This is a genomic window from Geodermatophilus sp. URMC 65 (assembly GCF_053502545.1).
This window is the reverse complement of sequence record NZ_CP199954.1, coordinates 2,438,389-2,459,306: the sequence shown is the minus strand read 5'-3', so window position 1 is coordinate 2,459,306 and position 20,918 is coordinate 2,438,389. Positions and strand designations below refer to the sequence as shown.

At 70.5% G+C, this 20,918-nt stretch carries 17 protein-coding genes and 3 rRNA genes; 12 read left to right on the top strand and 8 right to left on the bottom strand.

The genetic code is table 11. The features are described from left to right. Positions 1-9: 9 nt before the first annotated feature. Both ACWIX7_RS11975 and ACWIX7_RS11970 read right to left on the bottom strand, forming a co-directional pair. Positions 10-729: a hypothetical protein gene (locus ACWIX7_RS11975; protein WP_448621753.1), complete on the bottom strand. Its 720-nt coding sequence runs from the start codon at positions 727-729 to the stop codon at positions 10-12. A 122-nt stretch (positions 730-851) separates the two neighbouring features. Next, on the bottom strand, positions 852-1,604 hold the full coding sequence (locus tag ACWIX7_RS11970) for a DUF2470 domain-containing protein (RefSeq protein WP_448621752.1): 753 nt from the start codon (positions 1,602-1,604) through the stop codon (positions 852-854). Between the two features lie 61 nt (positions 1,605-1,665). On the opposite strand from ACWIX7_RS11970, the gene rpsD reads away from it, so the two are divergent. The 3 genes from rpsD to ACWIX7_RS11955 all read left to right on the top strand — a co-directional run bounded on the left by rpsD (position 1,666) and on the right by ACWIX7_RS11955 (position 3,242). Then, positions 1,666-2,268 (top strand): 30S ribosomal protein S4, encoded by a 603-nt coding sequence (gene rpsD, locus ACWIX7_RS11965; RefSeq protein WP_448621751.1) that lies wholly within the window; start codon positions 1,666-1,668, stop codon positions 2,266-2,268. 88 nt (positions 2,269-2,356) lie between these two features. Continuing rightward, positions 2,357-2,920 (top strand): RNA 2'-phosphotransferase, encoded by a 564-nt coding sequence (locus tag ACWIX7_RS11960; protein ID WP_448621750.1) that lies wholly within the window; start codon positions 2,357-2,359, stop codon positions 2,918-2,920. 34 nt (positions 2,921-2,954) lie between these two features. Next, a complete protein-coding gene (locus tag ACWIX7_RS11955) occupies positions 2,955-3,242 on the top strand; it encodes a Dabb family protein (protein WP_448621749.1) in 288 nt (95 codons plus the stop codon). A 153-nt stretch (positions 3,243-3,395) separates the two neighbouring features. On the opposite strand, the gene bar is transcribed toward ACWIX7_RS11955, so the two are convergent. From bar to ACWIX7_RS11940, 3 genes are read right to left on the bottom strand one after another with little or no spacing between them, the layout of a single operon-like run. Next, a complete protein-coding gene (gene bar, locus ACWIX7_RS11950; RefSeq protein ID WP_448621748.1) occupies positions 3,396-4,499 on the bottom strand; it encodes a barbiturase in 1,104 nt (367 codons plus the stop codon). Between the two features lie 4 nt (positions 4,500-4,503). After that, on the bottom strand, positions 4,504-5,565 hold the full coding sequence (locus ACWIX7_RS11945) for a carbamate kinase (protein ID WP_448621747.1): 1,062 nt from the start codon (positions 5,563-5,565) through the stop codon (positions 4,504-4,506). Between the two features lie 43 nt (positions 5,566-5,608). Then, positions 5,609-6,427 (bottom strand): PHP domain-containing protein, encoded by an 819-nt coding sequence (locus ACWIX7_RS11940; protein ID WP_448621746.1) that lies wholly within the window; start codon positions 6,425-6,427, stop codon positions 5,609-5,611. A gap of 163 nt (positions 6,428-6,590) precedes the next feature. Between ACWIX7_RS11940 and ACWIX7_RS11935 the strand changes: the two genes are divergently transcribed. The 5 genes from ACWIX7_RS11935 to rrf all read left to right on the top strand — a co-directional run bounded on the left by ACWIX7_RS11935 (position 6,591) and on the right by rrf (position 15,579). Continuing rightward, positions 6,591-8,810: a DEAD/DEAH box helicase gene (locus tag ACWIX7_RS11935; protein ID WP_448621745.1), complete on the top strand. Its 2,220-nt coding sequence runs from the start codon at positions 6,591-6,593 to the stop codon at positions 8,808-8,810. A 126-nt stretch (positions 8,811-8,936) separates the two neighbouring features. Next, positions 8,937-9,560, top strand: a complete 624-nt coding sequence (locus ACWIX7_RS11930; RefSeq protein ID WP_448621744.1) for an alpha-ketoglutarate-dependent dioxygenase AlkB — start codon at positions 8,937-8,939, stop codon at positions 9,558-9,560. Positions 9,561-10,166: 606 nt separating this feature from the next. Further along, positions 10,167-11,691, top strand: a 16S ribosomal RNA gene (locus ACWIX7_RS11925). Between the two features lie 505 nt (positions 11,692-12,196). Beyond that, a 23S ribosomal RNA gene (locus tag ACWIX7_RS11920) occupies positions 12,197-15,328 on the top strand. Positions 15,329-15,462: 134 nt separating this feature from the next. Continuing rightward, positions 15,463-15,579, top strand: a 5S ribosomal RNA gene (gene rrf, locus ACWIX7_RS11915). The 16S, 23S and 5S rRNA genes sit together here, the layout of an rRNA operon. 153 nt (positions 15,580-15,732) lie before the next feature. Here the strand turns inward: rrf and ACWIX7_RS11910 are convergent. Genes ACWIX7_RS11910 through ACWIX7_RS11900 form a run of 3 tightly spaced genes read right to left on the bottom strand, consistent with a single transcriptional unit; the run spans position 15,733 to position 17,716 of the window. Further along, positions 15,733-16,434 (bottom strand): hypothetical protein, encoded by a 702-nt coding sequence (locus ACWIX7_RS11910; RefSeq protein ID WP_448621743.1) that lies wholly within the window; start codon positions 16,432-16,434, stop codon positions 15,733-15,735. Next, entirely contained in the window at positions 16,431-17,357 is a 927-nt protein-coding gene (locus tag ACWIX7_RS11905) for an ABC transporter ATP-binding protein (protein WP_448621742.1), read from the bottom strand. The genes ACWIX7_RS11910 and ACWIX7_RS11905 overlap by 4 nt, the downstream gene beginning before the upstream one ends. Then, the gene (locus tag ACWIX7_RS11900; RefSeq protein WP_448621741.1) at positions 17,354-17,716 is read right to left on the bottom strand and encodes a GntR family transcriptional regulator; all 363 of its coding nucleotides are present in this window, start codon (positions 17,714-17,716) and stop codon (positions 17,354-17,356) included. The genes ACWIX7_RS11905 and ACWIX7_RS11900 overlap by 4 nt, the downstream gene beginning before the upstream one ends. Before the next feature lie 168 nt (positions 17,717-17,884). Here ACWIX7_RS11900 and ACWIX7_RS11895 point away from each other — a divergent pair, with 168 nt between their 5' ends. Genes ACWIX7_RS11895 through ACWIX7_RS11880 form a run of 4 tightly spaced genes read left to right on the top strand, consistent with a single transcriptional unit; the run spans position 17,885 to position 20,914 of the window. Beyond that, positions 17,885-18,187: an urease subunit gamma gene (locus tag ACWIX7_RS11895; protein ID WP_448621740.1), complete on the top strand. Its 303-nt coding sequence runs from the start codon at positions 17,885-17,887 to the stop codon at positions 18,185-18,187. Next, positions 18,184-18,567, top strand: a complete 384-nt coding sequence (locus tag ACWIX7_RS11890; protein ID WP_448621739.1) for an urease subunit beta — start codon at positions 18,184-18,186, stop codon at positions 18,565-18,567. Before ACWIX7_RS11895 ends, ACWIX7_RS11890 begins: the two co-directional genes overlap by 4 nt. After that, on the top strand, positions 18,567-20,288 hold the full coding sequence (locus tag ACWIX7_RS11885) for an urease subunit alpha (protein WP_448621738.1): 1,722 nt from the start codon (positions 18,567-18,569) through the stop codon (positions 20,286-20,288). The genes ACWIX7_RS11890 and ACWIX7_RS11885 overlap by 1 nt, the downstream gene beginning before the upstream one ends. Further along, positions 20,288-20,914: an urease accessory protein UreF gene (locus ACWIX7_RS11880; RefSeq protein WP_448621737.1), complete on the top strand. Its 627-nt coding sequence runs from the start codon at positions 20,288-20,290 to the stop codon at positions 20,912-20,914. The genes ACWIX7_RS11885 and ACWIX7_RS11880 overlap by 1 nt, the downstream gene beginning before the upstream one ends. The last annotated feature ends 4 nt before the right edge of the window (positions 20,915-20,918 follow it).

Genomic DNA, 20,918 nt, shown 5'->3' with positions numbered 1-20,918 from the left:
TCGGGTGGTTCAGTCCAGGCCGCGGGCCCGGAGAGAGCGCAGCTCGGCGAAGACCTGCCGGCGGATGAGGTCCTCGGTCTTCTCGTGCAGCCCGATGAACCGGAAGGTCAGCTCCGGACGGCGGTCCTGGCGCTTGATCCGCCGGATCACCTCCGCCTGGCAGACGACGTCGTCGTCGACGAGGGAGATGCGGAGGGTGACGACCGCTCCCGCGTCCGGGACGCCGTCGCCGGTGTCAGCCTCGGGAGCGTCCTCGACGGCGGGCTCGGAGTCGTTGCCGTCGGTCGAGTCCGCACGGTCCGCGGAGGCGTCCTCGAACAGGACCCGGGTGCCGGCCTCGCTGAGGTCGACCGTCGTCCCCACCACCTCGACGGTGCCGACGGTCATGCACACGGGCAGGCTCAGTGGCGCCCGGACCGCGGATCGGCGCTGCCCCCTCGTGACCGGCCCGGTCGGACGCAGCCGCCACACCGGCGTCGCGCCGAGGTCCACGGCCGTGAGCTCCACCGGGAGGGACCGGAGCTCGCTCGCGGCGCGCCACACCAGCTCCAGGCGTTCCCCGACCGGGAGCGCGGCCCGGCGCCGGTCCCGGTCCTCGCCCACCGTCACCACGACCTCGCGGTCGTCCGCCGACTCGACCCAGCTGACGAGCACCTCGCCTCGTCCACTGACCACCACGTCGACCACGTCCCGCTGCTCGGGGAAGTCGACACCCGGGGTACCCGCCACGGGTCCTCCTGCACGGATAGACGGAGAACAGGTCTCGAACTGACCGGTACCGTAGAGCACTCTGTGACAACTCGAACACAATACGTTTGGTGATCCGAGTCACGCAGAGCCGGTAGCGGTGCTCAGCGGACGCAGGCCAGCAGCGTGCGGACGGCGGCCGGCAGCTCCCCGGTCGAGGTCAGCGGCGCGGGGAACGGCGTGCGCAGGTCGTAGCAGCCGGTGCGGGGCTCGACCCGGAACAGCACCCCGTGCCGGTCGAGGCCGAGCAGGTGCACCGGGTCGTCGCCGGCCCACGCCTGCACCCGGGCGCACAGCTCCGCCAGCGGACCGGCGTGCTCGCTCATCAGGTCGTCCTCGGCGGCGCCCAGCGGGTCGGGCCGGGCGGCGGCGTACTCCTCCGGCGTCATCTCGGTCCAGCCGCCGCCCTCGTGCAGCAGCACCTCGGCGACGTCCAGGCGCAGCAGCGTCGCGGTGAGCCCCACGTCGAGCAGCACGTCGTCCGGGCGGACGGCGGCGAAGGTCAGCACCAGGTCGGCCTCGTCCTCCTCGGGCACCGGCATCAGCCAGCCGGCGAGCTCGAGCCGGGCCCGCAGCGGGTTGCGCAGCGGCTGGGTCGAGCGGGAGGTCACCGTGACCTTCGCCGCGAGGTCGCCGTCCGGGGCCTCGCGGACCGCCGTCGCCAGCCCGCCGCTCTGGGGGACGACGACGAGCACCCGCCCGTCGTCCAGCGTGGCCGCGGCCGGCAGCCGGCTGGTGCCCAGCCCCAGGGCCTGCACCGAGGCGATCGGCCGGGTCGCGACCGTACGGGCCCGCTCGGCGGCGTCCGCGGCGCGGTCCTGCCGCACGGAGGAGGACGTCCGGCGTCCGATGGTCATGGGTGCCCCTCGGGGTCGACGTCGTGGAATAAGGTGAGCCTAACCAAACACTGGAGGCTCCGTGAACACCCCGCGTCCCAAGGTCCGGATCAGCCGCGCCCTCGGCATCCCGCTCACGCCCAAGGCCGTGGAGTACTTCGAGCGCCGTCCGTACCCGCCCGGCGAGCACGGCCGCAAGCGTCGCAAGGACAGCGACTACTCCACCCGGCTGCGCGAGAAGCAGCGGCTGCGGGCGCAGTACGACATCAGCGAGACGCAGCTCCGCGCCGCCTTCGACCGGGCCCGGCGCACCGGTGGCAAGACCGGCGAGGCACTGATCCAGGACCTCGAGTCCCGCCTCGACGCGACCGTGCTGCGGGCCGGCTTCGCGCGCACCATCTACCAGGCGCGCCAGTTCGTCACCCACCAGCACGTGCTGGTCAACGGCAGGCGCGTCGACCGGCCCTCCTACCGGCTCCAGCCGGGCGACTTCGTGCAGATCGCCGAGAAGTCCCGCTCCAAGGAGCCCTTCGTCGTCGCCGCGTCCGGCGCGCACGCCACCGCCCCGGCCTACCTGGAGGTGCGGGTGGCCGACCTGGTCGCGCGCTACGACCGGACCCCCAACCGCGACGAGGTGCCGGTCGTCTGCGAGGAGCAGCTCGTCGTCGAGTACTACTCACGCTGATCCCCCGCGAGGTCTGCACACCCGTGGCCATCCGGCCCCTGATGGCCGCGACCGTGCAGATCTCGCGCCACCCGGGTAGCGGCCGCGCGTGGACCCCCGCGACGTCGTCCGGCGCAGCAAGCGGCTCTCCTACGTGCTGCGTCACGCCCCCGGCGCCGTCGGGTTGACCCTCGACGCGGCCGGCTGGGCGGACGTCGACGCCCTGCTCGCCGCCCTCGGCTGGACCCGCGCGGAGCTCGAGCACGTCGTCGCCACCAACGACAAGCGCCGGTTCGCCTTCGACGACACCGGCACGCGGATCCGTGCCAGCCAGGGCCACAGCGTCGCCGTCGACCTCGGCTACGCCGCGGAGAAGCCGCCGCCGGTGCTGTTCCACGGGACGGCGGAGCGGAACCTGCCGGCCATCGAGGCCGAGGGCCTGCGCGCCGGACGACGGCACGCGGTCCACCTCAGCCCCGACGAGGCCACGGCCCGACGGGTGGGCGCCCGCCACGGGCGGCCGGTCGTCCTCCGGGTCGACGCCGAGGGCATGGCGCGCGACGGCGCCGTCTTCACCCGCTCGGCGAACGGCGTGTGGCTGGTCGACGCCGTCCCGCCGTCGCGGCTGACCGCGCTCCGCCCCAGGTCGCCCGGACCCTGCCGCCGGACCTGAGCAGGTCACCGCAGGTCAGCGGCACACTGGGCCGGTGATCCGCAACGTCGTCGTCGGCCGGGTGCGCCCGGGCACTGACCTCGCCCTCGTCCAGGAGGCGCTCGACGCCATCGTCGCCCTGCCCGTGGAGGGGCTGGTGGACGTCCGGGTCGGCCTGGACGCCGGCCTGCGGCCCGGCGCGTGGAGCTTCGCCATCACCAGCGACTTCGTCGACGCCGAGGCCTACCGCGTGTACGACACGGAGGCCGAGCACAACCGCATCCGGCGGGAGATGTTCGACCCCGTGTGCGAGGAGATCGCGCGGGTCCAGTTCCGGGTCTGAGCGGGTCCACGGGGGCGCACCCGCCCAGTGGGCAGTCTCGGTCGCCGGGGTCGTCCCCTCAGGTGTCGATCATGGGGTCGTCGCCGTACGACGCGCCGGACGACGGCGGGTCCTCGCGCCACAACCCCATGATCGACACGGGGACAGCGGGTCTCAGGTCCTGACGATTGCGGCCACCGGGCCGCCCCCCGACGGACCCTGGTGCACCGCCGCGACCGACACGAACACCGCCGGGTCGCCGGTCACCGACGCCGCGACGCCGCCCACCGTCGCCTTGATCTGGCGGTGCCAGAAGACGTCGGAGTCGTCGAGCATCGCGTTGCGCCGGCCGCGGACGTAGCCGGTCGGGTCGGCCTCGCACTTGAGGAAGACGTTGACCAGCCGGTCGCCGAGGTCGCTGGGGTGCGGCCGCTCGGGCAGCTCGAGGCCGGCGTCCCGGATGGCGTTCCAGATGCCGTCCTGGTCGAGCGCGTCCTTCATGACGGAGTGGCCGATCCGGTAGGCCCCGCCGTGCCCGCGGGCGTTGCCGACGACGACGATCTGCGCCCGGTCCAGCTCGACGCCGGACGAGCAGGAGGCCACCGCGCTGTACAGCGACAGGTCGCGCATGACCTGCTCCTGGCGCGGCATCTCGATCTCGCCGAGCGCCACCGCGATGCCCAGCGCCGTCGTCCCGTTGGACAGGTCCATCGAGCCGTGCGGCTCGTCGTAGTAGGTGTCCTTCCCGCGCGCCTTGGCGTCGCGGATGGTCTCGATGGTCAGGAGCGGCGTCTTGGTCTGCACGTAGTGGACGTCGGCCGGATCGGTGATGCCGGCCTCCGCCATCGCCCGGCGCACGCCCTCGGCGACCTTCTCGACCATCGCGATCCGGCCGATGTCCTCGGGCAGGATGACGTCGCTCATCGCGTAGCCCACGGTCAGCCGCGGCTCGTCGGTCCGCTCGACGGCGTCCTCGGGCAGCGTGGCGAAGACCGTCGCGTGCGGGCTGATGACGCCGTCCGTGCCGCCCGACCACACGATCGGGATCTGTGCGACGTCCTCCTTGGAGCGGGTGCCCTTCTCGAGCAGCACCTCGCGGAAGGCGCGGTCGGCGATGATCCGCGTGTAGTCGTTGACCCCGCCGTTGCCCTCCGTCTTGCCGATGACGGCGACGACCCGGTCGGCCTCCATCACGCCCTCGTCGATGAGCTTCGCCAGCTCGGAGGCGTCGCTGACGTTGTGCAGGGGGACCTTGCGGACCTCGATCGGTGCGGGCAATTGTTCACTCTTCCTTCATCGGGGGACTGGTGCGGCCCTCCTGCAGGGGCCCGCCGCGAGCCTGCGAGCGGCGGGGGGCAGGAGGGTCCTTCTGCAGGACGGTGCCGGCGTCGTCGCTCGTGACGGCGTCGGCGATGTGCTCGAGGGACGTGATGACGGCGCGGCGGGTGGGTCCGGGGCCATGAGCACCGCCCTCCACGAAGCGGAGCGCGGCCTCGACCTTGGGACCCATCGAGCCGCGGGCGAACTCGCCGGCCGCAGCGTGCGCGCGCAGTTCTGCGGGGGTGACCCGGCCGAGGGGCCGCGCGGCCGGGGTGCCGTACCCGACGAGCACGTGAGGGACGTCGGTCGCGATCACGAGCGTCCCGGCGCCCAGCTCCCGGGCCAGCAGTGCGGCGGTGAGGTCCTTGTCGATCACGGCCTCGACGCCGCGCAGTGCCCCGCCGGGGTGGGCTGGGTCGTCGGGATCGTCCACCACCGGGACGCCGCCCCCACCGGCGCAGACCACCACGAACCCGGCCGCGAGCAGCGCCTCGATCGCCGGGACGTCGACCACGCGCTGCGGCTCGGGCGAGGCGACGACCCGCCGCCAGCCGCGCGCGCCACGGTCCTCCCACACCTGGCCGTGGGCCATGGAGCGCTCGGCCTGCTCGCGCGGCAGGAAGCGGCCGACGGGCTTGGACGGCTCCCGGAAGTGCGGGTCGTCGGCGTCGACGAGGGTGCGGGTGACCAGGGCGGCGGTGCGCTGCGGCAGCCCGTGCGCGGCGAGGGCGGCGTCGAGCTCGTCGGCCAGCGTGAAGCCGATGGTCGCCTGGGTCTGGGCGACGCACCAGTCCAGCGGCACCGGCGGGACCTCGTGCGCGGCCAGCTCGTTCTTGACCAGCAGGTTGCCCACCTGCGGCCCGTTGCCATGGGTCAGCACCACCGGGACGCCGGTCGCCACGACCGCCGCCACGTGCCGGCAGGCCGCGGCGATCGCGTCGCGCTGCGCGGCGGGCGTGGCCGAGCCGTCCGGGCCGGTCATCGCGTTGCCGCCGAGGGCGATGACGACGCGGCCGGGGATCACCCCGCGAACCGTAACCGCTCTTCTCTCAGCGCTGAAGTATCTGTCAGCGGCGCCAGAAGTCGAAGGCGTCCCGTCCGGGGCGGAAGCCCGCCGCCTCGACGACGTCCACCGCGAGGTCGAAGTGCTGGCCGACGCCGGCCGGCTGGTGGGCGTCGCTGCCGAAGCTGACCGCCTCGCCGCCCCCCTCGAAGAACCAGCGCACCTGGTCGACCGAGGCCAGCGGGCTGGTCGTGTTCACCTCCAGCGCCCGGCCGGTGCCGGCCAGCGCCCGGAACACCGCGCGGTACTCCTCCTCGTAGTCCTTCTCGGAGTACCGGTCGCTGCCGCCGGGCCAGTACCGCCGCGGGAAGTCGACGTGGGCGAGCACCTCGAAGACGTCGCTGTTCTCCACCATGTCGACGACCTCGGCCAGGTAGCGGCGCATCGTGCTGTCCGGGTCGGGGTAGAGCAGCCGGCCGATGCCGTAGAGCCGGCCGTCCTGGCTCAGCGAGTGCAGCGAGCCGAGCACCCGGTCGACGGGCGAGTCGCGCAGGTGGGCGGCGACGCTGGCGGCGAACAGGTGCGGCTCGCCGGTCTCGACGCCCGACCAGATCCGCAGCTCCGGGAAGCGCCCGCGGCACTCCTCGAGCTCGGCGAAGTAGCCCTCGACGTCGATGGGCAGGTGCCGGGAGGCGTGCCGGTCGACCAGCCCCTCGGCGGTCGCGCGGTCCTCCGGCGTCCAGGTCGTGAAGTCGAGGTGCTCGGTGAAGGCGATGGCAGGCAGGCCCCGGGCCACCGCCCGCTCGCACGCGCGCACCATCGTGGAGGAGTCAGCGGTGTCCCAGGACCACCTGGTGTGCACGTGGTTGTCCGGCGGTCGCATCGCCTGTGGATTCTCCCCTTCGTCCCCAGGGTCCGCGCGGCGGCCCGTCCTGTCGCCCGTCCGTGTCACTGGCCCGACTCCGCGCCCCGTTCCGCGCCTCGCTCGCTGGCGCTCGCTGCGATGCTCGCGGGGCTGTCGTCAGGCGGCCCTACTGTCGGGAGTCATGACCACCGCCGCGCCGTCCGCCGACCTCGCCACCGAGGCCCTCGAGGTCCTCCGGGACCTGACCGGCCGGCCCGGCGCGGAGTTCCGCGAGGGTCAGGACGCCGCCGTCGCCGCGCTGGTCGAGCGCTCCGAGCGGGCCCTGGTCGTGCAGCGCACCGGGTGGGGCAAGTCGGCGGTGTACTTCGTCTCCACCGCGCTGCTGCGCCGCCGCGGCGCCGGCCCCACGCTGCTGGTCAGCCCGTTGCTGGCGCTGATGCGCGACCAGGTAGCGGCCGCGGCGCGCGCCGGCATCCGCGCTGTGGAGATCTCCAGCGCCAACGCCACCGAGTGGGACGACGTCGCGCAGGCCCTGGCGGCCGACGCCGTCGACGTCCTGCTGGTCTCCCCGGAGCGGCTGACCAACCCGCGCTTCCGCGAGGAGCAGCTGCCGGGGCTGGTGGCCCGCTGCGGCCTGCTCGTCGTCGACGAGGCGCACTGCGTCTCCGACTGGGGCCACGACTTCCGCCCCGACTACCGCCGCATCCGCGACCTGCTCGGCACGCTCCCGGCCGGGACGCCGGTGCTCGCGACCACCGCGACGGCCAACGAGCGGGTGGTCGCCGACGTCGCCGAGCAGCTCGGCGCCGGCGGCGTGGGGGTGACGACGGTGCGCGGCCCCCTGGCGCGCGACTCGCTGCGCCTCGGGGTGCTGCGGCTGCCCACCGACCGCGCACGGCTGGCGTGGCTGGCCGCCCACCTCGGCGACCTGCCGGGCAGCGGCATCGTCTACACGCTCACCGTGGCCGCGGCCGAGGAGACGGCGTCCCTGCTGCGCGACGCCGGCCACGAGGTGCGCGCCTACACCGGCCGGCTCGACGACGCCGACCGCAAGGACGCCGAGGAGGCGCTGCGGGAGAACCGGGTCAAGGCGCTGGTCGCCACCTCGGCGCTCGGCATGGGCTTCGACAAGCCCGACCTCGGCTTCGTCGTCCACCTGGGGGCGCCGTCGTCGCCGGTCAGCTACTACCAGCAGGTGGGCCGCGCCGGCCGTGCCGTCGAGCACGCCGACGTGCTGCTGCTGCCCGGCCCCGAGGACCTCGCCATCTGGCAGTGGTTCGCCACCTCCTCCATGCCGCGGGAGGACCACGCCGCCGCGGTGCTCTCCGCGATGGCCGACGGGAAGGCCTGGTCCGTGGCCCGGCTGGAGACGGTGGCCGACGTCCGCCGGTCCCGGCTCGAGCTGCTGCTCAAGGTGCTCGCGGTGGACGGCGCGGTGGAGCGGGTGCAGGGCGGCTGGCGGTCCACCGGACGGCCGTGGGTCTACGACGCCGACCGCTACGCCCGCGTCACCCGGACCCGGGAAGCCGAGCAGCGGGCGATGATCGCCTACGCGAAGCCGGTCGACGAGGCGCAGTGCCGGATGGCCTTCCTGCAGGAGGCCCTCGACGACCCGACCGCCGCACCCTGCGGCCGCTGCGACGTCTGCGCCGGCCCCTGGTACTCGACCGAGGTCCCCGAGGGGGCGGCCGCGGCGGCCTCTGCCGCCCTCGACCGTCCCGGCGTCGAGCTGGCACCGCGCGCCCAGTGGCCGACCGGCGCCGACCGCCTCGGCGTGAAGGTCAAGGGCAAGATGGGGCCGGGTGAGCAGCTCGACCCGGGCCGGGCCGTCGCCCGGCTCACCGACCTCGGCTGGGGGCAGCGGCTGCGCACGCTGCTCGGGGACGACGGCGTCGGCGGCGTGGTCGACCTCGAGGCCCCGGGTCTGGAGGAGGACCCGGACGCCGCCTTCGACGTGCCGGTGCGACGGGCACCGTCGGACGTCCCGCCGGACGAGGAGCTGCTGCGGGCGTGCGCCCGGGTGCTGGGTGCCTGGGACTGGGCCGAACGCCCCGCCGCGGTGGTCGCCGTCCCCTCCCGCCGCCGGCCCCGCCTGGTCACCGGGCTGGCGCAGGGGCTGGCGGGGTTGGGCCGGCTGCCCTACCTCGGGGAGCTCTCGCTCGCACACGGCGGGCCGACGGGGCAGCCCGGGGGCAACAGCGCCTTCCGGCTGGCGGGCGTGTGGCAGCGGATCGTCGTCGGCCCGGAGCTGCGCGAGCGGCTGGTCCAGCTGGGCCCGGTGCCGGTGCTGCTGGTCGACGACCTCGCCGACTCGCGCTGGACCATGACCGTCGCCGGTCGCGAGCTGCGGCTGGCCGGCGCCTCCCGCGTCCTGCCCTTCGCGCTCGCCCTCACCGCCTGAACAAGGACCTCCCTGCCGCCCACCACTCGCGAGCTCGCGGCGGGACCCTGCAGGGAGGCTGACACCGTAAGAGCCCGGGCGCTGTCCGTACTCGTACACACGTTCGATCCGGCGTAGCCTCCGCCCATGTCGCTCGCACACCAGCCGTCGATGTGGGACCTCGCAGGGAAGGCCGCCCTCGGGCCCCTCGCGGTCAGCCGGCACCACCTCAGCCGGGGTGCATGGGTCGACCACCTGCCTGGCTGGGTCCAGGGGTCCGACGAGGTCCTCGAGGTGCTGCTCGGGGACATCGGCTGGCGGGCCGACCGACGGCAGATGTACGAGCGCGAGGTCGCCGTCCCCCGGCTGCTGCGGTGGTTCGACGGTGACGAGCCGCTGCCGCACCCGTTGCTCACCGAAGCACGGGAGGCACTGAACGCCCACTACGGGCCCGAGCTGGGCGAGCCCTTCGTCAGCGCCGGCATGTGCCTCTACCGCGACGGCCGCGACAGCGTCGCCTGGCACGGTGACCGACTCGGCCGCGGTCGCAGCGCCGACACCATGGTCGCCATCGTGTCGTTCGGGTCGCCGCGGCCGCTGCTGCTCCGCCCGGTCGGCGGCGGGGAGGGCCTGCGGTTCCCCCTGGGGCACGGCGACCTGGTCGTCATGGGCGGCTCCTGCCAGCGGACGTGGGAGCACTGCATCCCGAAGACCACCAAGCCGGTGGGCCCCCGGGTCAGCGTCCAGTTCCGACCTCGTGGCGTGGCCTGACGCCGTCAGGGGCGCGTGACGATCACCCGCCGGCCTCGTGGTCGCAGGTTGTGACCCAGCTCGCACCTGCGTGCGGAAGCCGTTCCGGTGGCGGCGCGTTCCCCACACGTCGGGACACCGCCGCCCAGCGGCCGGCTACCCGCCCCCGCTCCAGGACGAGGAGCGCGGATGCGGCGGGAAGCACGGCGTGCCGGACGGCGTCCACCCCGACGTCCTCGAGTCCGGCTCCTCAGCCGGCCCGACGGACACCGATGCCCTGGCCTCAGGGTCATCGACCGGGAGGGCAGAGCCCTCCGCGGACCCCCCTGCAGAGGGCCCCGCGGGTGGTGTACTGTTCTTCCTGCACCGAGCGAGAACGGACCGGGTCGCAAGGCCTGGGAAACCGCCGGTCGACCCTCGAGGTCCGACCGTTGCGGAGCGCGGTGTACAATGGGGATACCGCCTCGAACGAAGGCCGAAAGGCTGGAGTACGAGCGCGTCCGCTCCTTGAGAACTCAACAGCGTGCCGAAAGTCAGTGCCATGTATGTGACCCCTTTGTGGGTTTCTTTGGGTTGATTGACATCAAGAGCGTCCAGTTCTTGGTTCTCGGCCTGGTATCAAGTTCATCTACGGAGAGTTTGATCCTGGCTCAGGACGAACGCTGGCGGCGTGCTTAACACATGCAAGTCGAACGGGGCTCATCGCTTCGGTGGTGGGTTCAGTGGCGAACGGGTGAGTAACACGTGGGCAACCTGCCCCCGGCTCTGGGATAACTCCAAGAAATTGGGGCTAATACCGGATGTGACCGCTGGCCGCATGGTCTGGTGGTGGAAAGGGTTTCCGGCTGGGGATGGGCCCGCGGCCTATCAGCTTGTTGGTGGGGTAGTGGCCTACCAAGGCGACGACGGGTAGCCGGCCTGAGAGGGTGACCGGCCACACTGGGACTGAGACACGGCCCAGACTCCTACGGGAGGCAGCAGTGGGGAATATTGCGCAATGGGCGGAAGCCTGACGCAGCGACGCCGCGTGGGGGATGACGGCCTTCGGGTTGTAAACCTCTTTCAGCAGGGACGAAGCCGTGAGGTGACGGTACCTGCAGAAGAAGCACCGGCCAACTACGTGCCAGCAGCCGCGGTAATACGTAGGGTGCAAGCGTTGTCCGGAATTATTGGGCGTAAAGAGCTCGTAGGCGGTTGGTCGCGTCGGCTGTGAAAACCCGGAGCTCAACTCCGGGCCTGCAGTCGATACGGGCCGACTTGAGTGTTGCAGGGGAGACTGGAATTCCTGGTGTAGCGGTGAAATGCGCAGATATCAGGAGGAACACCGGTGGCGAAGGCGGGTCTCTGGGCAACAACTGACGCTGAGGAGCGAAAGCGTGGGGAGCGAACAGGATTAGATACCCTGGTAGTCCACGCCGTAAACGTTGGGCGCTAGGTGTGGGGGCCATTCCACGGTCTCCGTGCCGCAGCTAACGCATTAAGCGCCCCGCCTGGGGAGTACGGCCGCAAGGCTAAAACTCAAAGGAATTGACGGGGGCCCGCACAAGCGGCGGAGCATGTTGCTTAATTCGATGCAACGCGAAGAACCTTACCTAGGCTTGACATGCACGGAAATCCCGCAGAGATGTGGGGTCCGTAAGGGCCGTGCACAGGTGGTGCATGGTTGTCGTCAGCTCGTGTCGTGAGATGTTGGGTTAAGTCCCGCAACGAGCGCAACCCTCGTTCCATGTTGCCAGCGGATAATGCCGGGGACTCATGGGAGACTGCCGGGGTCAACTCGGAGGAAGGTGGGGATGACGTCAAATCATCATGCCCCTTATGTCTAGGGCTGCAAACATGCTACAATGGCCGGTACAAAGGGCTGCGATACCGCGAGGTGGAGCGAATCCCAAAAAGCCGGTCTCAGTTCGGATTGGGGTCTGCAACTCGACCCCATGAAGTTGGAGTCGCTAGTAATCGCAGATCAGCAACGCTGCGGTGAATACGTTCCCGGGCCTTGTACACACCGCCCGTCACGTCACGAAAGTCGGTAACGCCCGAAGCCGGTGGCCCAACCCCTGGTGGGAGGGAGCCGTCGAAGGCGGGATCGGCGATTGGGACGAAGTCGTAACAAGGTAGCCGTACCGGAAGGTGCGGCTGGATCACCTCCTTTCTAAGGAGCACTGGCCGCCACATGCGTGTGGTGGTCCAGAGCCGCGCCCAGCACGTGATGGCGCCCCGGTTGTGGGGTGCCGCGGGTTGTTGGGGTGGTGCTCGAGGGTGGAACGCTGACCAGTTCGGCCGCCGGCCGCTGCCGGCTCTCAGTACGGCGCCGCGTCCCCTCGGGGGCGGGGTGCGGGGAACGGAGTCGGTGGTGGGTGGTGGTGGTAGGCACGCTGTTGGGTCCTGAGGGAGCGGACCCTGCGGGGTGGACGGAGGACCGTCTGCCCGGCGGGGGTCGGTTTCTTCGGTCGGGGCCGTCCGGGTCCTCGTACCACCCGCCGTGTCCTTTCCCGTCGGGGGAGGGGTGGGGTGGGGTTCGGCGGGGCGGGTCCGGATGGTGGCCGGTTGGTCGTTGAGAACTGCACAGTGGACGCGAGCATCTTCTTTGATTGCAGGCCCGCGCAGCGCTGCCCTCGTCGGAGGGCGGTGGTGGGTGGGGTTTGTTGTAGTTGTGTGGCCAAGTTGTTAAGGGCACACGGTGGATGCCTGGGCACCAGGAGCCGATGAAGGACGTAGGAGGCTGCGATAAGCCTCGGGGAGCTGCCAACCGAGCGTTGATCCGAGGATGTCCGAATGGGGGAACCCCGCACCAGTCATGTGGTGTGACCCGCGCCTGAACACATAGGGCGTGTGGAGGGAACGTGGGGAAGTGAAACATCTCAGTACCCACAGGAAGAGAAAACAACCGTGATTCCGTGAGTAGTGGCGAGCGAAAGCGGAGGAGGCTAAACCGTTTCCATGTGATACCCGGCAGGGGTTGTGGGGACGGGGTCGTGGGACCGTTCTGCACGTGCTGCCGCGCGTGCGGGGAGTGAGAAAGTGTGGTCGTTAGTGGAAGGCCTCTGGAAGGGGTCGCCGCAGAGGGTGAGAGCCCCGTACACGAAAACGCCGCACCTCCCGAACGTGTTTCCCAAGTAGCACCGAGCCCGTGGAATTCGGTGTGAATCCGGCGGGACCACCCGCTAAGCCTGAATACTCCCTGGTGACCGATAGCGGACGAGTACCGTGAGGGAAAGGTGAAAAGTACCCCGGGAGGGGAGTGAAATAGTACCTGAAACCGTGTGCCTACAAGCCGTGAGAGCCGTGCTGCCGCACCTCGTGTGCGGGCGGTGATTGCGTGCCTTTTGAAGAATGAGCCTGCGAGTTAGTGGTACGTGGCGAGGTTAACCCGTGGGGGGTAGCCGTAGCGAAAGCGAGTCCGAACAGGGCGATTCTAGTCGCGTGCTCTAGACCCGAAGCCGAGTGATCTACCCATGGCCAGGTTGAAGCGCGGGTAAGACCGCGTGGAGGACCGAACCCACCAGGGTTGAAAACCTGGGGGATGAGCTGTGGGTAGGGGTGAAAGGCCAATCAAACTCGGTGATAGCTGGTTCTCCCCGAAATGCATTTAGGTGCAGCGTCGCGTGTTTCTTGCCGGAGGTAGAGCACTGGATGGCCGATGGGCCCCACAAGGTTACTGACGTCAACCAAACTCCGAATGCCGGTAAGTGAGAGCGCGGCAGTGAGACTGCGGGCGATAAGGTTCGTAGTCGAGAGGGAAACAGCCCAGATCATCGGCTAAGGCCCCTAAGCGTGTGCTAAGTGGAAAAGGATGTGGGATCGCAGAGACAACCAGGAGGTTGGCTTAGAAGCAGCCATCCTTGAAAGAGTGCGTAATAGCTCACTGGTCAAGTGGTTCCGCGCCGACAATGTAGCGGGGCTCAAGCACACCGCCGAAGCCGTGGCACTCACACGACAGCCCGCCGTCAGATTTCGGTCTGCCGGCCAGGTGTGTGGGTGGGTAGGGGAGCGTCGTGTGGCGGGTGAAGCGGCGGAGGAATCCAGCCGTGGACGCCACGCGAGTGAGAATGCAGGCATGAGTAGCGAGAGGGGAGTGAGAACCTCCCCCGCCGGAAGACCAAGGGTTCCTGGGCCAGGCTAATCCGCCCAGGGTGAGTCGGGACCTAAGGCGAGGCCGACAGGCGTAGTCGATGGACAACGGGTTGATATTCCCGTACCCGCGAAGGAACGCCCATGCTGAACCCAGTGATGCTGACCGCCCGACGCCGGCCGATCCACTTGTGGAGAGGTCGGTCGAGCGCGGGACCCGAGCTGGTAGTAGGCAAGCGATGGGGTGACGCAGGAAGGTAGTCCTACCGGTGAGTGGTAGTACCGGTGCAAGGGTGTGGCCCGTGCCATAGGCAAATCCGTGGCGCACGAGGGTGAGGCCTGACGCATAGCCGATTGCGGTGAATGGGATGATCCTATGCTGCCGAGAAAAGCCTCTAGCGAGTTCCGAGCGGCCCGTACCCCAAACCAACTCAGGTGGTCAGGTAGAGAATACCGAGGCGATCGAGCGAACTGTGGTTAAGGAACTCGGCAAAATGCCCCCGTAACTTCGGGAGAAGGGGGGCCCTCGTCCGTGAACCGCCGTGCGCGGGGCAGCGGGTGGGGGCCGCAGAGACCAGTGAGAAGCGACTGTTTACTAAAAACACAGGTCCGTGCGAAGTCGTAAGACGAGGTATACGGACTGACGCCTGCCCGGTGCTGGAACGTTAAGGGGACGGGTTAGCCGCAAGGCGAAGCTCAGAACTCAAGCGCCAGTAAACGGCGGTGGTAACTATAACCATCCTAAGGTAGCGAAATTCCTTGTCGGGTAAGTTCCGACCTGCACGAATGGCGTAACGACTTCTCAGCTGTCTCAACCACAGGCTCGGCGAAATTGCACTACGAGTAAAGATGCTCGTTACGCGCGGCAGGACGGAAAGACCCCGGGACCTTCACTACAGCTTGATATTGGTGTTCGGTTCGGCTTGTGTAGGATAGGTGGGAGACTGGGAAGCGGACACGCCAGTGTTCGTGGAGTCGCCGTTGAAATACCACTCTGGTCGAATTGGATGTCTAACCTCGGTCCGTGATCCGGATCAGGAACAGTGTCAGGTGGGTAGTTTAACTGGGGCGGTTGCCTCCCAAAATGTAACGGAGGCGCCCAAAGGTTCCCTCAGCCTGGTTGGCAATCAGGTGTCGAGTGCAAGTGCACAAGGGAGCTTGACTGTGAGACCGACGGGTCGAGCAGGAGCGAAAGCTGGGACTAGTGACCCGGCACCGGCAGGTGGAAGCGGTGTCGCTCAACGGATAAAAGGTACCCCGGGGATAACAGGCTGATCTTCCCCAAGAGTCCATATCGACGGGATGGTTTGGCACCTCGATGTCGGCTCGTCGCATCCTGGGGCTGGAGTAGGTCCCAAGGGTTGGGCTGTTCGCCCATTAAAGCGGTACGCGAGCTGGGTTTAGAACGTCGTGAGACAGTTCGGTCCCTATCCGCCGTGCGCGTAAGAGACTTGCGAAGAGCTGTCCCTAGTACGAGAGGACCGGGACGGACGAACCTCTGGTGTGCCAGTTGTACCGCCAGGTGCACTGCTGGTTGGCTACGTTCGGCAGGGATAACCGCTGAAAGCATCTAAGCGGGAAGCTCGCTTCAAGATGAGGTCTCTCACCCAGTCAATGGGGTAAGGCCCCCGCCCAGACCAGCGGGTTGATAGGCCGGAGGTGGAAGCACCGCGAGGTGTGTGAGCTGACCGGTACTAACAGGCCGAGGGCTTGACCACACGACCTACACCCGATCCCACGCACATCCCGTGCGGGCACCGGATCGAAGACTGCTGCACCACCCACGCGTCCACTGTGCGGTTCTGAACGCACCAACCGGGGAATTGCCCCGGGTTGGTCAGGTTCACCGTGTTACGGCGGCCATGGCGAGAGGGAAACGCCCGGTACCATTCCGAACCCGGAAGCTAAGCCTCTCAGCGCCGATGGTACTGCCCCGGAGACGGGGTGGGAGAGTAGGACGCCGCCGGACAACCATCCCATGAAGGGCCCTCACCACACGGTGAGGGCCCTTCATGCATTACCAGGAGAACGCTGCCGTTCGGGGCCGGCTGTGCCGCCCACGGCAGCGGGCCCCGGCTCCGTGGTGACGGAACCGGGGCCCGCTGCGGGTGTCCAGCCCGCGTCAGGGGACGACGCGACGGATGCCGACGAAGGCGAGTGCGCCCAGGAGTGCGGCCAGAGCGAGCGGCAGGCCGACGGCGAGGGTCATCAGCGACTGGTCGGCGAGCCAGCGGCCGAGGTCGAGCGAGGCCCGCATCCAGGTGATGAGCACGGCGGCTCCGCCGAGGACGGCCATGCCGCCGATGATGAGGCCCCACACACCGTTCGGACCCCAGCGCTTGGTCACCACGCCCATGCCCACGCCCGCCGCGATGAGGGCCAGCATCGGAGCGCCGGAGACCGCGACCTGGGCGGAGAAGCCGTCGACGTCCAACGGTGGCGGCGTCCAGAACTGCAGACCCACTCCCCAGCCCCCGGTCGCCGACTCGACGGCGTCCAGGAGGGCCAGGGCGACGCCGAACCCGAGGGCCATGCCGACACCGACCAGGCAGGTGCCCAGGAAGTAGCTCCGCCGGCTGAAGCTGATGCCCATCGCGAACGGCATCAGCTGCGTCACCGCCTGGACGAAGACCACGAGCACGGTGATGTAGAGGGCTGAGACGCCACCGGTGAAGCCGTCGTCCCCCTCGAGGGAGCGGATGTCGATGATCTGCCAGACGGCCCAGTTGATGGCGAAGCTGACGGCGCCGACCATCCACGGCACCCCCAGGGCGACCAGCGGGTGCGCGAGGTGCAGGCGGGCTGCGGCCAGGACGCGGTTCATCGCGAGACCTCCTCGAGGTCGGTACGGGCGGAGGTGTCGGGACGCGTCGTCTGCAGGCTCATGGCCACGACCAGCTGCTGGAGGGTCGTCGGCTCCCAGGAGAGCCCGGCTGCGACGGCGTCCCCACCGTCGGACCCGCCCGTCAGTCGGACCACGGAACGGCTCTGGCCGGCGAGGGACTCGGAGTGCAGCAGCTCGTGCTGCCGGGCGAAGGCCGCCACCCGGTCGCTCGGCCCCGTCACGGTGACCGCGCTGCCACGCAGCGACTCGGCGTCCGCGTCGAGCAGGACCCGGCCGCGGTCGATGAGCAGCACCCGCTCGAGCAGGGGCGCGATCTCCTCGATCAGGTGGGTGGAGAGCACGACCGTGCGCGGGTGCTCGGCGTAGTCGGCGAGCAGCCGGTCGTAGAACAGCTGCCGCGCGACGGCGTCCAGACCCAGGTAGGGCTCGTCGAACAGCGTGACCGGTGCCCGGGAGGCGAGGCCGATGACGATGCCGACGGCGGAGGTCATGCCGCGGGAGAGCTTCTTGACCTGCCGCTTGACCGGCAGGTCGAAGTCCCGCAGCAAGCCGGCGGCCAGGTCGGCGTCCCAGTCCGGGTAGACCAGGGCCGCCGCGTCCAGGGCGTCGCGGACCCGGAAGTGGTCGGGGTAGCGCTGTCCCTCCTTGACGAAGCAGATCCGGGAGAGGACGCCCTCGTTCTCGTACGGGGCGCCGCCGAGGACCTCGATCGAGCCGCTGGTCGGCACGCGGTGGCCGGTGAGCAGCTGCATCAGCGTGGTCTTGCCGGCGCCGGTGCGGCCGAGCAGCCCGGTGATGCTGTCACGCCCGATCACCGTGCTGACGCCGTCCACGGCGGTGTGCCCCCGGAAGCGCACGGTGACGTCGCGGACGATGGCCGCCACGGTGGTGGGCGGGGTCATCGCTGCTCCTCCCAGCTGCCGATCATGGCGGTGAGCTCGTGGACGGGGATGCCGAGCTTGCGGGCCTCGGCCATCAGGGGACCGACGTACTGGTCGGCGAACTCGCTGCGCCGGCGCTTGAGCAGCTGTTCGCGGGCCCCGGTGGCGACGAACATCCCGACTCCTCGTCTCTTGTAGAGGACCCCGTCGGCCACCAGCTGGTTGAGCCCCTTCGCGGCGGTGGCGGGGTTGATGCGGTGGAAGGCGGCCAGCTCGTTGGACGAGGGCGCCTGGCTCTCCTCGGCGAGTGAGCCGTCGACGATCGCGTTCTCGATCTGCGACGCGACCTGCCGGAAGATCGGGCCCGCGTCCTCGTTCACGGCGCGGTCCTAGCGTGCCGACCAGGAGCCTCGCGGTCCCTGGGTTCATTACTCATGTAATGAACCGTAGAGGTCGCGCCCGGTCTGCGGCAAGTCCTCTCCGCGCAACGTCGCTGTCACACGGTGCCGCTAGCGTCCGGGCTCCGCCGACGTCCGGAGGTCTCCCGCGTGCACCTGTCCCCGCACGAGCAGGAACGCCTGCTGCTCTCCTACGCCGCCGAGCTGGCCCGCCGCCGGCGAGCGAGGGGACTGCGGCTCAACCTCCCGGAGGCGACGGCGATGGTCACCGACCACGTGCTGGAGGGCGCCCGCGACGGCGTGCTGGTGGCTGAGCTGATGCAGTCCGGCCGCACGGTGCTCACCCGGGACGACGTGATGGACGGCGTCCCGGGGCTGCTGGAGGAGGTGCAGGTGGAGGCGACCTTCCCGGACGGGACCAAGCTCGTGACCGTCCACCACCCCATCCCGTGATCCCCGGGGAGGTCCTCGCGGCCGAGGGGACGATCGAGACGCTGCCGGGCGTACCGCGGATCGAGGTCGAGGTGACCAACACCGGCGACCGGCCGGTGCAGGTGGGGTCGCACTTCCACTTCGCCCAGGCCAACCGGGCGCTGAAGTTCGACCGCGCTGCCGCGCACGGTCACCGCCTCGACGTCGCCGCGGGCACCGCCGTGCGCTTCGAGCCGGGCATCACCCGCACGGTCACCCTCGTCCCGTTGGCCGGGGCGCGCGTCGTCCCGGGCCTGACGACAGCCCCGGGAGCATCGCAGCGAGGAACGAGCGATGAGCGGACCGGGGCGCGCAGTCAGGCCGATGGGCAGAGCCTGACCGCAGCGGGAGGGCTCGGCTGATGGTGCAGCTGTCCCGCGAGCGCTACGCCCAGCTCTACGGCCCCACGACCGGCGACCGCGTCCGGCTGGCCGACACCGACCTGCTCATCGAGGTGGAGGAGGACCGCTGCGGTGGCCCGGGCCGTGCCGGCGAGGAGGCGGTGTTCGGCGGCGGCAAGGTGATCCGCGAGTCGATGGGCCAAGGCCGGGCCACCCGCGCCGAGGGCGCGCCGGACCTGGTGGTCACCGGCGCGGTCGTCCTCGACCACTGGGGGGTCGTCAAGGCCGACGTCGGCGTCCGGGACGGCCGGATCGTGGCGCTGGGCAAGGCGGGCAACCCCGACACGATGGACGGCGTCCACCCCGACCTGGTCATCGGGCCGGGCACCGAGGTGCTCGCCGGCAACGGCCGGATCCTCACCGCCGGCGGCATCGACTGCCACGTGCACTTCATCTGCCCGCAGATCGTCCCGACGGCGCTCGGCTCGGGCGTGACGACGCTCATCGGCGGCGGCACCGGCCCGGCGGAGGGGTCGAAGGCCACGACCATCACCCCGGGCGACTGGTACCTGGCGCGGATGCTCGAGGCGATGGACCCGTGGCCGGTCAACGTCGCGCTGCTGGGCAAGGGCAACACCGTCTCACAGGAGTCGATGGAGGAGCAGCTCCGTGGCGGGGCGAGCGGCTTCAAGCTGCACGAGGACTGGGGCTCCACGCCCGCGGCGATCGACGCCTGCCTCACCGTGGCCGGGCGCAACGGCGTCCCCGTGGCGCTGCACTCGGACACCCTGAACGAGGCCGGCTTCGTCGAGGACACCCTGGCCGCGATCGCCGGGCGGAGCATCCACGCGTACCACACGGAGGGGGCAGGAGGCGGGCACGCGCCCGACATCATCACCGTCGCCGGGCACCCGAACGTGCTGCCGAGCAGCACCAACCCGACCCGGCCGCACACGGTGAACACCCTCGACGAGCACCTCGACATGCTCATGGTCTGCCACCACCTGGACAGCTCGGTGCCCGAGGACCTGGCCTTCGCCGAGAGCCGCATCCGGCCGACGACGATCGCCGCCGAGGACCTGCTGCACGACCTCGGGGCCATCTCGATGATCGGCTCGGACGCGCAGGCGATGGGGCGGGTCGGCGAGGTGGTGCTGCGCACCTGGCAGACCGCGCACGTCCTGAAGCGCAAGCGCGGGGCGCTGGCCGGGGACGGCGCGGCGGACAACCTGCGGGCGCGCCGCTACGTCGCCAAGTACACGATCTGCCCGGCCGTGGCACACGGGATCGACGGCGAGGTCGGCTCGGTCGAGCCCGGCAAGCTCGCCGACCTGGTGCTGTGGGACCCGCGGTTCTTCGGCGTCCGGCCGCACGCGGTGCTCAAGGGTGGCGTCATCGCCTGGGCGCAGATGGGCGACGCCAACGCCTCCATCCCCACTCCCCAGCCGCAGCTGCCGCGGCCGATGTTCGGGGCGTACGGCCGGGTGCCGGCGCGGACGTCGCTGCACTTCGTCGCACCGGCCGCCGTCGAGGCGGGGCTCGCGGACCGGCTCGCCGTCGACCGGCGGCTGGTCGCCGTCACCGACACCACGCGGCTGACCAAGGCCGACATGCCGGAGAACACCGCGCTGCCGGAGATCCGGGTGGACCCCGACACCTTCACCGTGCGGGTGGACGGCGAGGTGTGGGAGCCCGAGCCGGTGCGCGAGCTGCCGATGGCCCAGCGGTACTTCCTCTTCTGATGACGGCGGCGCTCCTGACCCTGGCCGACTCCCGGCTGCCGGCCGGCGGGCACACGCACTCCGGCGGCGTGGAACAGGCGATCGCGGCCGGGGTCGTGCACGACCCGGCGACGCTGACGGCGTTCCTGCGGCGTCGCCTGCACACGGCGGGTGCCGTGGCAGCGGGTCTGGCCGCCGCCGCGTGCGGGGCCGACTCGGCGACGCTCGCCTCGCTCGACCTCGAGGCCGATGCGCGCACACCGAGCCCCGCATTGCGGGCGGCGTCCCGGCAGCAGGGGCGCGGGCTGGTCCGCGTCGGGCGGCGCGCCTGGCCCTCGCCGGCCTGGGACGCGCTGCCCGATCGGCCGCACTCCCCGCTCGCCGTGGGCGTCGCCGCCGCGGCCGCCGGACTGACCCCGCGGGACGCCGCCGCGGCCGCCGCGTACCTGTCGGTCAGCGGTCCGGCGACCGCCGCCCAGCGGCTGCTGGCCATGGACCCGCTCGCCGTCGCCGCCCTCACCGCCCGCCTGGCCCCGGAGATCGACGAGGTCGCCGCGGTGGACGGCGTCCCGGCGGCGGCGGACCCCCTGCTCGACCTGCTCGCCGAGGTGCACGCCGCACGGAAGGACCGGTTCTTCGCTTCATGAGCCT

Coding starts and splice junctions, on each gene's coding strand:
- ACWIX7_RS11970 (WP_448621752.1), bottom strand. CDS start 1,604: ATGACCATCGGACGCCGGACGTCCTCCTCCGTGCGGCAGGACCGCGCC.
- ACWIX7_RS11940 (WP_448621746.1), bottom strand. CDS start 6,427: ATGCGACCGCCGGACAACCACGTGCACACCAGGTGGTCCTGGGACACC.
- ACWIX7_RS11935 (WP_448621745.1), top strand. CDS start 6,591: ATGACCACCGCCGCGCCGTCCGCCGACCTCGCCACCGAGGCCCTCGAG.
- ACWIX7_RS11930 (WP_448621744.1), top strand. CDS start 8,937: ATGTCGCTCGCACACCAGCCGTCGATGTGGGACCTCGCAGGGAAGGCC.
- ACWIX7_RS11910 (WP_448621743.1), bottom strand. CDS start 16,434: ATGAACCGCGTCCTGGCCGCAGCCCGCCTGCACCTCGCGCACCCGCTG.
- ACWIX7_RS11905 (WP_448621742.1), bottom strand. CDS start 17,357: ATGACCCCGCCCACCACCGTGGCGGCCATCGTCCGCGACGTCACCGTG.
- ACWIX7_RS11885 (WP_448621738.1), top strand. CDS start 18,567: ATGGTGCAGCTGTCCCGCGAGCGCTACGCCCAGCTCTACGGCCCCACG.
- ACWIX7_RS11880 (WP_448621737.1), top strand. CDS start 20,288: ATGACGGCGGCGCTCCTGACCCTGGCCGACTCCCGGCTGCCGGCCGGC.